The organism is Microcoleus sp. BM001215392 (genome assembly GCF_036700185.1).
Taxonomy (GTDB): Bacteria; Cyanobacteriota; Cyanobacteriia; order Cyanobacteriales; family Microcoleaceae; genus Microcoleus.
Genome location: NZ_JAUBOJ010000260.1, coordinates 1 through 10,747 on the forward strand (window position 1 = coordinate 1; position 10,747 = coordinate 10,747).

General features: G+C 43.9%; 13 protein-coding genes. 1 reads left to right on the plus strand and 12 read right to left on the minus strand.

The genetic code is table 11. From position 1 onward, the window contains the following. Positions 1-74: 74 nt before the first annotated feature. The 7 genes from QT974_RS23260 to QT974_RS23290 form a co-directional block, all read right to left on the minus strand. Positions 75-1,061 (minus strand): hypothetical protein, encoded by a 987-nt coding sequence (locus tag QT974_RS23260; protein WP_333470788.1) that lies wholly within the window; start codon positions 1,059-1,061, stop codon positions 75-77. A 116-nt stretch (positions 1,062-1,177) separates the two neighbouring features. Beyond that, positions 1,178-1,528, minus strand: a complete 351-nt coding sequence (locus tag QT974_RS23265) for a hypothetical protein (protein WP_333470789.1) — start codon at positions 1,526-1,528, stop codon at positions 1,178-1,180. A gap of 61 nt (positions 1,529-1,589) precedes the next feature. Next, positions 1,590-1,790: a PIN domain-containing protein gene (locus tag QT974_RS23270; RefSeq protein WP_333470790.1), complete on the minus strand. Its 201-nt coding sequence runs from the start codon at positions 1,788-1,790 to the stop codon at positions 1,590-1,592. 18 nt (positions 1,791-1,808) lie between these two features. Beyond that, positions 1,809-1,979, minus strand: a complete 171-nt coding sequence (locus QT974_RS23275; protein ID WP_333470791.1) for a type II toxin-antitoxin system VapC family toxin — start codon at positions 1,977-1,979, stop codon at positions 1,809-1,811. Further along, positions 1,976-2,314: a hypothetical protein gene (locus QT974_RS23280; RefSeq protein WP_333470792.1), complete on the minus strand. Its 339-nt coding sequence runs from the start codon at positions 2,312-2,314 to the stop codon at positions 1,976-1,978. The genes QT974_RS23275 and QT974_RS23280 overlap by 4 nt, the downstream gene beginning before the upstream one ends. 29 nt (positions 2,315-2,343) lie before the next feature. Further along, positions 2,344-2,913 carry a hypothetical protein gene (locus QT974_RS23285; RefSeq protein WP_333470793.1) on the minus strand — a complete coding sequence of 190 codons (570 nt, stop codon included), beginning with the start codon at positions 2,911-2,913 and terminating at the stop codon, positions 2,344-2,346. A 204-nt stretch (positions 2,914-3,117) separates the two neighbouring features. After that, positions 3,118-3,396, minus strand: coding sequence for a hypothetical protein (locus tag QT974_RS23290; protein WP_333470794.1), 279 nt, complete (start codon positions 3,394-3,396; stop codon positions 3,118-3,120). Positions 3,397-4,007: 611 nt separating this feature from the next. Here QT974_RS23290 and lpdA point away from each other — a divergent pair. After that, a complete protein-coding gene (lpdA, locus tag QT974_RS23295) occupies positions 4,008-5,447 on the plus strand; it encodes a dihydrolipoyl dehydrogenase (RefSeq protein ID WP_333470795.1) in 1,440 nt (479 codons plus the stop codon). Positions 5,448-5,582: 135 nt separating this feature from the next. Here the strand turns inward: lpdA and QT974_RS23300 are convergent, their stop codons facing one another. The 5 genes from QT974_RS23300 to QT974_RS23320 all read right to left on the minus strand — a co-directional run bounded on the left by QT974_RS23300 (position 5,583) and on the right by QT974_RS23320 (position 10,532). Continuing rightward, positions 5,583-5,972, minus strand: a complete 390-nt coding sequence (locus tag QT974_RS23300) for a HEPN domain-containing protein (protein WP_333470796.1) — start codon at positions 5,970-5,972, stop codon at positions 5,583-5,585. After that, complete coding sequence (locus QT974_RS23305; RefSeq protein WP_333470797.1) at positions 5,969-6,295, minus strand: nucleotidyltransferase domain-containing protein; 327 nt, start codon at positions 6,293-6,295, stop codon at positions 5,969-5,971. The genes QT974_RS23300 and QT974_RS23305 overlap by 4 nt, the downstream gene beginning before the upstream one ends. Before the next feature lie 64 nt (positions 6,296-6,359). Beyond that, the gene (locus QT974_RS23310) at positions 6,360-8,993 is read right to left on the minus strand and encodes a protein kinase domain-containing protein (RefSeq protein ID WP_333470798.1); all 2,634 of its coding nucleotides are present in this window, start codon (positions 8,991-8,993) and stop codon (positions 6,360-6,362) included. A 20-nt stretch (positions 8,994-9,013) separates the two neighbouring features. Beyond that, positions 9,014-9,643: a DUF1822 family protein gene (locus QT974_RS23315; protein ID WP_333470799.1), complete on the minus strand. Its 630-nt coding sequence runs from the start codon at positions 9,641-9,643 to the stop codon at positions 9,014-9,016. 10 nt (positions 9,644-9,653) lie between these two features. Continuing rightward, positions 9,654-10,532, minus strand: coding sequence for a hypothetical protein (locus QT974_RS23320; protein WP_333470800.1), 879 nt, complete (start codon positions 10,530-10,532; stop codon positions 9,654-9,656). Positions 10,533-10,747 lie beyond the last annotated feature (215 nt).

The window sequence follows — 10,747 nt, forward strand, 5'->3', positions numbered from 1 at the left end:
TAAACGCAGATAATTTTAGGGTGTTTTCCGATTTTTGCAATTCAAGTCTAGTTAATAATTCCTAAAATCCCGTACTATCTCACACCCCGTGCAAAATGGCGCCGTATCAACTCAACCTGAAAACAATAACCATCACCTGCTTCCTCAATCAAATCCCGTTGCAGGAGCAAACCGACAGCATCAAAATCATCAGTAAACTCTTGCAAAATAGTTTCCCGGCTCGCGATTTTTCCTTCCCCTTGTGCTGCCAAAAACTGCAAAATAGCTAATCCTGCCGCATCTACTTGATTGTTTTGAATATCTGCAAAGAAGAAACTGCCAACACTTAAAGCTGCTGATATTGCTGCTTCCACATCGGCTAAAGTCGCCAGTCGGCGGATAGATGGATCTTGCTCGTTTTTGAGGGCGACAATTTCAGCGCAGAGGAGTTGTATTAAGAAAGGGTGACAGCGCGTAAGTTGCAAAACTCGATCGACCGCATCTGGTTCGTAGCGCAGGGTGAAATCTTGGACGGGACGCTCAATTAGTTGACGCGCTTCGGGTTCCTTCAAGTAGCTGATATGAACGACTTGGACATTGATTAAATAGCTAGCCCAACGCTGAAATTCTTCTATTGTATGACTGCCAGCGAGCATCACTTTGAAGCGGGTGCGATGTTGAATTAGGTGACGCAACATTCCCAGAACATCTTGCTCGTCGAAACGTCCTTTTCTGATGGCATCATCTAGCGCCTCAAATTCATCTAAGGCAAGCAGGGCAATATTTTCTTCGAGGGCTGCTTCTACTCGATCCAGCCATTCATCAAAGCAGGTAAAAGGATCGTCTTGCAGTGTTTCGCGGTTAAGAGATGGGAGAGTTAACGCGCTTTGACGATCGGCAGAGTTTGTCATACTCCTAGCAATATTGTAGAGAAACCCAGCCGAATCACTTGCTGATGAAACTGGGCCTTGCAAGTCTACAAACATGAGGATGATAGTGCATTGCAGGCGACCCAAAATTAGGCGGGGATGCTGTTCTGGCGAATCGGTATAGGCGTTGCGCAGTACATTTGATGAGGTCATCCGATTTGAGATTTTAGATTTTAGATTTATCCCACGGATGAATCTGGGGGCTTGAGACTCTATTTTGGTGGGTAATTTTTGTTTTCTGGACTGCGTGTTAGCAAAAACACCATCGTCTATTCTTCTTTATTGGAAATTCTGTAGGGGCGAAGCAGTCGGGCGACAATTGATGAAACCCAACCGAGATACTTATATCCGACTGCTTCGCCCTCCCCCACAGATAAACTGTATGTACAATCTTGCTTGAATCCTCGGCGAAGTATTTGGATACAAGCATTTTCGTTGAATTGCAAAAGCGATCTGTCAAAATATTTGCTCTGTTTTGCATAGATATTTGTACCTGTAGGCGATCTGTGAGGCAGGGCGAAGCATTTGGATATAAGTATCTTCGCTGAGTTGCAAAGATGATCGCCCAAATGCTTCGCCCCTACATAGGTCGATGGTCGATCGATCGCGCTTCTATTCATTTCTTCTGTTCCTTGATTTTATTCTGATTGACTTCAACTATTTCAAATAATTTTTTCTCACCTATTTCAGAGTTTGAACATCTGGATAGGCTAAAATTTTACTGTCATCCGTTAATAACGGACAGCCATAAATTATTGCAGTTGCTACAATTAGTTGGTCAGCCGGATCGCGGTGAAAACCTGTTAGCTTGGTTGATTCAACAACGATCGGAATTGTCAGGTTCAGTAGCTGCACTCCCGGGTAAGCCAAGGCTGCTGTCAACTACTCATCAACCGCCAGTTACAGAGTGAGTCTGTTATTCTCTACTAATTTAGCAACTTCCCAACAAGAAATCATACTCACTCCTAAACCTTGGGATTGGTATTGTTGTATCCACTGCCGGTGCTGCTGGGTTAATTGCGGATTGTTGTCCGCCCACCAAATCCAGATATGAGTATCCAGTATTATCATTGCAGCGCTTCCCAGTCTTCCACAGGTACAGCAGGTTCAAAGGGGTCATTGTAGCGAGAAACCATTCCTTGCAAGGGATAGTGCAAAGTATTTCCCAGCATCTGATTAACCCAAGTAAGATAATTATTTAATTCTTCATAATCCTGCAATTCTTGTAATTCTTCAGCAGTGAGTCCAGCTTCTTTTTGTTGAGCTTTTAATATTTCAATTCGCTCCTGAAACAACCTAGAAGCGCGGAACATCAGCACCCCTTCTGCTAACTCGACGCTAACAGCACCTTCTCTTGGCAAAGTTTTGGGTAAACGATCCAACTTGATCGGTAAATTAGTTGTCATAGTATCGCTCTAAAAATGTTAGTTTCATTTTATTTTGATTGTAAATCAGCAAAGGGTTTTAATTGCTCTAACCCTACTTCACGCCAATCATCCTCAGTTCCCCCATCTTCCACACTAAATAATCGTTCTCGACAAAGGATTTGCAGCAGCAGAGGCAAACGTTCGCTTTGATTCAAAATCCACTCGACATCCCCATCAGCAAAAGGTATGGGCGAACTGCCTATTAACTCCCGCACCTCAGGTTCTGTCATAGCTCCCACAGTTGTAGTATATCCAAAAATATTGAAAAAAGGCGAACTATATCCCGTGCTAGTCGCTAATTTAAGTGGTGATTCTGGAGCTGCTAAAATAAACCCTAGATTCCCATTTGTTTGGTTTGTTGCCAAACAGCGCAAACTTTCCCAAAATCCATCATCTAATTCGGGACATCGTTGTAAACCGACACCAATTTCGTCTAGTAGAATGACTGTGGGTTGATGTAAATTACGGCTAACTACTTCCATAAATCTATCCAAGTCGTAGGGGCTAGGTACGTTCATTTTCAGGGATTCTAAAATGTAGCGCAGCAGCTCTTCTCGATTGTGACAGCGAGTTAACACTCAATATCTTCTTTGTGCTCGTCAAGCTCGATCGACAAAACACCGATCGTCTTTTGAGCCTATCCAAACAATTCACAGACCAAGACTAACCACAGTATAACCGCTGGCGCGATCGCAAACTCCGGCAAAATCCAGCCAGGGCGATCGTCCGCCTGCTTATATCATCCGTCATTTGCCGGACACGATCGATTAAAATGTGTCGCACTATTGATTGGATTCCGGGCGATTCTGGCGCTTATTTTGGATAAACTGTTCCAAATCTGCGATCGCATCTTCAAAATCCGACAAATTAATCTTCGCTGGTTTAGGCTTCTTCGGCAGACTCGCAGACTCACTAGCAGGCTTAGCTTGAGGCGGCGGAGACTGAGGCTGTGCTGCTTCAGGGTTGGAAGCTTCTATATAATCAAACAATTCATCCAGGGACTGAAAAAAAGCTTGAGCCGAGGCTCGGCGTGAATCTTTCAAATCATCCTCATCCATCATAAGCAACTCCATAAACTTCAAAACTTGCCGAGAAACTCTGCCCGCGGGCACGTGCAGATATTAGACATCAAAACCTCAATCAACTAAAACCCTTGAGAAATTTCGCTTTTATCCTCTTGCGAGATCCCCCTAAATCCCCCTTAACAAGGGGGACTTTGACCGCCTCTTGTTCCCCCCTTGTTAAGGGGGGCTAGGGGGGATCGGGCCTAAGAAAGGAAGTAGGGGTTGACTTTGATCGCCTCTTGTTCCCCCGCAACGATTCGGGGGGCTAGGGGGGATCGGGGCCCTATCGTCAAACACTACACCGGCACTGCATTTGACTTGATTGTTGACACGAATGGGCATTGTCAGCCATCAATCTGTACTTAACTTTACACCCGCCGACAGGGTGATTTGAGACTTGGCGCACAGCCAGCTCAACATAATCAACCCTAAAAAAATCTCAGTTACTGTCTAATTAACCCTAGTCTAGTCGAGAATAAGGACACAGGACTTATGCAACTATTGCCACTGTTCAAGGGTTGCGATCGCAACGCACCACCTCGAAAGGACGGACAGACGGTGTTTTTTGCTTGAGTCCTAAGATTTCAAAGGCATTAGGAGATTTTAAGGTGACTCAAGGATTTGATTACGATTTAGCAATTATCGGCGCCGGCGTGGGCGGGCACGGGGCCGCCATCCACGCGGTTAGCTGCGGGCTGAAAGTGGCAATTATCGAAGCGGGCGACATGGGCGGGACTTGCGTCAACCGCGGCTGCATTCCCTCCAAGGCGCTGCTGGCGGCTTCGGGGCGGGTGCGGGATATGCGGAATGCACACCACCTCAAGACTTTGGGAATTCAGTTGGGAAGTGTGGATTTCGATCGCGGGGCGATCGCCAATCACGCTAACACTATTGTTAGCAAACTGCGCGGCGACTTGACAAACAGCCTCAAACGTTTGAACGTCGATGTCATCCAAGGTTGGGGCAAAATTGCTGCTGCTCAAAAAATTAGCATCGAAACCGACAAAGGCGAGAAAACTATTACTGCCAAGGATATTATTCTCGCTCCCGGTTCAATTCCCTTCGTCCCTCCAGGGATAGAAATTGACGGCAAAACTGTATTTACTAGCGATGATGCTGTCAGATTGGAATCGCTACCGAAATGGATTGCTATTATTGGCAGCGGTTATATTGGTTTGGAGTTTTCGGATATTTACACAGCCCTCGGCTGCGAAATTACGATGATTGAAGCTCTAGATCAATTAATGCCAACTTTTGACCCGGATATTGCTAAATTAGCAGAACGAGTGTTAATTGCACCCCGCGATATTGAAACAAAAGTTGGTTTGTTAGCTAAGAAAATTATTCCTGGTTCCCCCGTAATTATTGAATTAGCTGATTTCAAAACTAAGGAAGTTGTGGAGATTTTGGAAGTTGACGCTTGTTTGGTAGCAACTGGCCGAGTTCCCGTCAGCAAGAATATGGGATTAGAAACCCTTGGCGTGGAAACGATGCGCGGCTATATTCCAGTTAACGATAAGATGCAGGTTTTGGCGGCGGGAGAACCGATCGCGAATTTGTGGGCGATCGGCGATGTTAATGGCAAAATGATGTTAGCCCACGCTGCATCTGCTCAAGGAATTGCCGCAGTCGAAAATATTTGCGGCCGCACTCGCGAAGTTGACTATTTGAGTATCCCAGCGGCGGCTTTTACTCACCCAGAAATTAGCTATGTGGGCATGAATGAACCTGCGGCGAAGGAGTTAGGAAAAGCCGAAGGGTTTGAGGTCGCTTCTGTCAAGAGTTATTTTAAGGGAAATTCTAAGGCTATTGCGGAGGGTGAAACCGACGGTATGGCGAAGGTGATTTACCGGAAAGATACTGGGGAATTGTTGGGAGTTCACATTTTTGGTTTGCACGCTTCCGATTTGATTCAGGAGGCGGCAAATGCGATCGCCCAGCGCGATTCTGTCAACACTTTAGCATTCCGAGTTCACACTCACCCGACGCTTTCGGAAGTGTTGGATGAGGCCTTTAAACGGGCGGCTGGCGCGGCGGGCGGTCATTAATTTCTAGGGGCGGTGTTCTTGTTTGAGAGGACTTATGCACTGCGCCCAAAGAAACCGGGTTTTTTACCTAATCTGCGGGTTAGAACGAAAGATTTTCGTAAAAAACCCGGTTTCTGGCCCCATGGGTATTCTATTTTAGAGGGGCGGTAAAGTGCCGATCGCACTTTGAGCTAATTCGAGAAATTCTTCAGCTTGGGCGATCGAATCTGCGGCTTGATCGCTCATAACGGCATCAAGTTCGCCATAATCTCCAGCATTTCGCAATTCCTGAGCTCTGATGAGGTATTGGTGAAACTTAACAGGAACTCTTCCTGTACGAGCAAATTCTCTGCCAAAGGCACTAATGACTGCGGAATGTTTAGAAAAAGATAGTCCTTCACCTTCTAAAAATGCTTCGGCGATATAAAACATAGTGTAGTAGGCGCGAGAGGCTGCATAATCCGGGTATTCGCCATCTAACATTAACTTTGCCGCTGCAAGGCTTTGACGAGCTTTGAGAAGTAAGTTTAATTGAGCGGATGTCATATTAAAATTCCCTCTTTACGGATATTTCTGAGCAAAGGGCCTTGATAATTAGTGAATTTTTCTTCATTCATAAACTGGCAGCTAATCACTTCATCATTTTGGAGCGACAAATCTGCTACAATCTGAAGAGTTCTATCAATTTCGACCCCCGCTTGAACTGGCGCTTTGAGAACTACTAACACATCTATATCTGAATCGGGATGTGCGTCGCCTCGCGCTTGGGAACCGTAGAGCACCATTGTGACAAGGCGGCTGTCGTAGATTTGCTCGAAGTGCGATCGTAATTCTATCAATATGTTCTTAAGTTTATCGTTAATGCTCATATTTTTTGTTGTAAAACTTTTTATGGCTGTGGCGCTACATAATCAGGGTATTCACCATCTAGGATTAACTTCGCCGCTGAAAGGCTTTGATTAATGTTTCAATTATACCCATCCTGCCAATAGAAGTTTTTGCAGACGGAGCCGAGGATGGACGATCGACCATTTTAGCCAGTCGTTGCAACAGAACTTGCGTATCTTTCGGCCTGTCTTTCGGAAAATAACCCATTAAATCGTCAATCAAATCTGCTAGGGGCTGCGATGTTTTAGTAGCTATATTCCGCCAAATTAACTTTCCAGAACGCAAATCTTCCTGCAAATTTCTTGGTTCTTGAGCTGTTAGCAAATAGACAAAAGTCCTGCCCAATGCAAAAAAATCAGAACGCGGTTCAGAGCGACCCTTTTTTTGTTCTTCAGGAGTGTAACCCATTGAAGAAATTCTTGTTACTTCTCCACTTGTTCTTTGAATAGTTTCTGTCATTTCTCGCACCGCGCCAAAATCAATCAATACTAATTGTCCGTTAGACCTACACATAATATTTTGTGGCTTGATATCGCGGTGGAAATAATTTTGACTGTGAACGAGATTTAAAATTTCTGTCAGTTGTTTGAGCCAGTCTATAGCTTGTTCCGAGTCTATGGGCGTATGGTTCTGTTTTTCTAACCACTGCTGCAAATTATACCCTTCAATTTTCTCCATTACCAAGCAGTGCAAGGAATTGGCACTATTCTGAGGTCTGAAGGTAAAGTAACCGTCTGACTCTACTTTAGGAAGTCCCGGATGCTTCAGCCGCTGCAAAACGCTAGCTTCTCTTTGAAAAAGTTCCACACCTAGAGTATCGTTGTTCATGAGAACTTTCAACACTTTCCGAGTAGCGTCTCTATCTCTGACTTCATAAGTTCTGCCAAACCCTCCTTCTCCCAAACCTCTAATTACCCGATAGCGATCGTCTACCAACAACTTAGAACCGCAGTTTTGACAAAAGTTGAGAGTGACAGGGTTTTCTGGATGGCGGCAGTTGGGATTAATGCAGTTGCCACCACTCCACGACTTTACTAGAGGTGCATATTGATTGCCAATCACGTTTAGCTGCGGCTGCTGTGGCTGAGGCGAAAAAGAATTAACGCTCGCTACTGATTGATTTTCAAGAACGTTTAGCTGCGACGGCTGCGACTGAGGCGAAGAGGAGTTAACACCACTTACTGATAGCTGTTTTAGAGATTCACGGCAATGTATGCAAAAATTATTTTCTGCTCGATTTTCATGCCCCTTACTACACCGTAAAATAGAAATTTTATGCCTTGTTTGTTGCTGTGGCTGAGACTCAAAGGAATGGGTAACAGGTGATGGAGGTTGTTGTCGCGACTGAGATGAATGTATGTTAGTCGCTGGTGCTTGCCGTTGCTCTAACTCAGATGAATTGTTGCCAGGTGTGGGTAGTTCCTGCTCCTCCTGGGGGGATGGAATAATAATCGTATGTGATGGGTGATTTTGCTGTTCTTGAGATGGATTGACGATCGCACTTGGCAACCATAATATTGAATTCTGATTGCCTGTTTGAGACTTTTCAGCCCTGCGACTTTGTACACCCCCAAGTGCTTGCCAAGTCAAAGGTGCTTCTGCTGGATTCTGAAAACTCACTGGCAAGAAAGTTACACCGGGAAATCTATTTTCCAGACGGTTGAGCTTTTCCCGTGCCTTCCTCACTGCAAGGCTGACAGAATTTCCAGCCACAAATGCTTCCAAAAAACGCTGCAAAAACTTCTGTGCTACCTCATCCGGCACAATTTCTCGCATAACAATGACATTTGGAACTCCTAAATTGCTAAGTTGCTGTGCTATTCCTAACCCATCGCAGGAATTGAAAATTGCTAACTGCAAACCATGCTTGACCGCGCCTGCAATATCATATCTCAAATGATCGATCGTTATACTCTCATCCTGATTGAGTTCGATCACGCCTCTAGCAGCATCATCTTCACTGCTGCTATGACCGGCAAAGAAAAATATCTGCGGACTTTGCTTCTCAATCTCCTCGCCTAACTTCTCACAAGTCGGCTCATCTAAACGAATAATTTCACCATTCGAGTCTTTAGACAAGAAATTGTACAGCGATTCCCAGTCTTTCTCTGTCTTGATTATCGTGGTATTGCCGACCGTTTCTTTCTTGCCAAAAACTGCTAATACTTTAACTTTTTCTCGAGGAATCGGTGGTTGTTTTCGCACTGGCAGAAATAAACTTACCGAGGCTTTAGCACAGTTTTTTCGATGAAAAATATTCCAGCTATGCCAAGGCAACCGCTGTAAATTTGGGTCTTCTGTCTTAAATATAAATCTAATTTCTTCTCGTGGATCGGTTAGTTCGGATAATAACTCATCTCTGATAACGGACATCTGATGAGAATTGAGCCATTTATTAATACTGGACTCCAACTTTCGGGTGTGTGTTTCTATTTCCTTGATACCAGCGTTAGGACTTGTATAGCTACCTATTCGTGTAGCAGACCTCATCGGGTCTACACGAGCAAGATATCCTGACTTCCAAAGTTCATAATGGTCGCGGATCTCTGGACTTTGAGGCAAGTTGCCTTTGGTATCAACAATACAACGATGCTCTACTTCTGTCTCAATACGAAGTGTGACAGTAAAACCTCTATCAAAATTACCCTCTACTAAATCGAGAAGAACTATTTTACCCATTGCCCCACCTGCTCAACTATTTAAATTATAAAATTTTGCGTAACACTTACATCACCTAATTCAATTCTGATACTAAATTCTTCTCCTGGTTTACCATTAAGATTTAATTGAATCCATTCCCTATAATTTCCAGCTTGGTCTTGCACGATAGTTTGACCAGATGTTGTATCAATCGCCACAAACTTCAGACTGTACGGGAGATTTTTGCTGCCGATGGGATGCACTTGCAGACAGATATCCCTTTCTTGACTTGGCTTTTGACTCACAGCAACTACCAAGGCTAAAGAATGACTATTCGGTGGCATTTTCAATACAATCTGCTGTGCTTTTAGGACTGCCTTAGAACTAGCGGATCTGCCACTAAACATCAGCTCGACTCTTGGCTCATCCAAAACTTCTTGTACAGTTTTCCAAATATCGTCAACGACATTTTGAAGCCACTGACTCAAATTTACCAGCGTTTCACTAGGTACAACAGCCTCTTCCTTTACTGGTAAAGTTAGCTGCACATCATCAACAGTAATTCCTAATATTTCCTTCAATTGCCCCGATTTAAACAGTTGCTCAATCCGCTGCCACTGCTCTAGTGAACCTTCCAAAACCAGATTCACTGAATCTTCATCGTTTGCTTCTATTCTGCGGATATCCATAAATTTTATCCTAAACTCGTTGTAAATACTGGACAATTTCTGTCAACCTTTGCGCCGAAATATTATCAATTGATAACTTCAATACTAATGTACCCTCAGCACATTTTTCTAACTCCATTTTTTGAATAGGTGGATGCTCGTCGCTGCGATTTAATACTTGCTGCACAGTATTTTTAAGGTTTCCCATTTCTGATAAAAGTATAGACATAGAATCATCTACGGTTTTTTGAGTTTTTTGCTGTTGTTCTGCTGAATTAGCATGAACTTGAGCTAATAACTGTGCCTGAAAAATTCTGCGAACCTCTGGCACGTATTTAATTTTAGCAGCAAATTGTTCGCACACCCTTTGAAATAAAACTTCCCTGACTTTGGCTCTGTAACATTCAGGCAAATCACCATACCGGAGCAGCGCTTCAGCTATCAGGTCATCTTTGATTTTTTTTATTCGCTCCTTAGCTAACTCCCCTTCTGGTGTGAGCAAAAATGCAATTTCATCAATAGAGTCAATTAGTGGATCAATTTCTTTTGATTTTTTTATTTTTCCTAGTTCTACTCCCAATCGAATAATTTTCTCATTCAAAAGTTTAATATCCGGTTCGTGTTCTGCTGGATAAGACTGTTCTGGGGGAAATTCCACCATCACCATGAATAGTTGTTGTGGCTCACACTCGCCCATCAATTGCTTCTGACAATCTAAGGCAATCTGTTGGAGAGCTGAGATCAAGGAAACCTTAAGCGCCTTTTGCAGGTGATGATTGATAAGTTTATGGTCTTTTCTCAGGTGATCGACAAAAGACTTGACTCCTATGCAAACAGCTAAATTCGGATAATGTCCTAAAATGTTGGTGACAATCCCCCCGACAATCGCGCCCAGAGTCAAACTTTCCATCCTTTTCTGCCGTCTGTATGTTTGAATATGTATTGCTTTTTAATATAAACTATTTTAACGGGGATAGACATCTCAGAAAAAAATCTGAAATCTGTGACCCTCGCCCTTAATCCCCTCTACTATGCTTCAAATCCGCCGCCGTCCGCCCAGCACCTCAGTATCCGTACTCTACCTCAGCTACAAAATCGCCGTACCCGACGCCGAACCCCGGCACA

Excerpts from the sequence above, each read along its gene's own strand:
- QT974_RS23315 (WP_333470799.1), bottom strand. The coding sequence starts at position 9,643 with ATGGATATCCGCAGAATAGAAGCAAACGATGAAGATTCAGTGAATCTG.
- QT974_RS23290 (WP_333470794.1), bottom strand. The coding sequence starts at position 3,396 with ATGATGGATGAGGATGATTTGAAAGATTCACGCCGAGCCTCGGCTCAA.
- QT974_RS23310 (WP_333470798.1), bottom strand. The coding sequence starts at position 8,993 with ATGGGTAAAATAGTTCTTCTCGATTTAGTAGAGGGTAATTTTGATAGA.
- QT974_RS23265 (WP_333470789.1), bottom strand. The coding sequence starts at position 1,528 with ATGAATAGAAGCGCGATCGATCGACCATCGACCTATGTAGGGGCGAAG.
- QT974_RS23275 (WP_333470791.1), bottom strand. The coding sequence starts at position 1,979 with ATGATAATACTGGATACTCATATCTGGATTTGGTGGGCGGACAACAAT.
- QT974_RS23305 (WP_333470797.1), bottom strand. The coding sequence starts at position 6,295 with ATGAGCATTAACGATAAACTTAAGAACATATTGATAGAATTACGATCG.
- QT974_RS23320 (WP_333470800.1), bottom strand. The coding sequence starts at position 10,532 with ATGGAAAGTTTGACTCTGGGCGCGATTGTCGGGGGGATTGTCACCAAC.
- QT974_RS23260 (WP_333470788.1), bottom strand. The coding sequence starts at position 1,061 with ATGACCTCATCAAATGTACTGCGCAACGCCTATACCGATTCGCCAGAA.
- QT974_RS23300 (WP_333470796.1), bottom strand. The coding sequence starts at position 5,972 with ATGACATCCGCTCAATTAAACTTACTTCTCAAAGCTCGTCAAAGCCTT.
- QT974_RS23280 (WP_333470792.1), bottom strand. The coding sequence starts at position 2,314 with ATGACAACTAATTTACCGATCAAGTTGGATCGTTTACCCAAAACTTTG.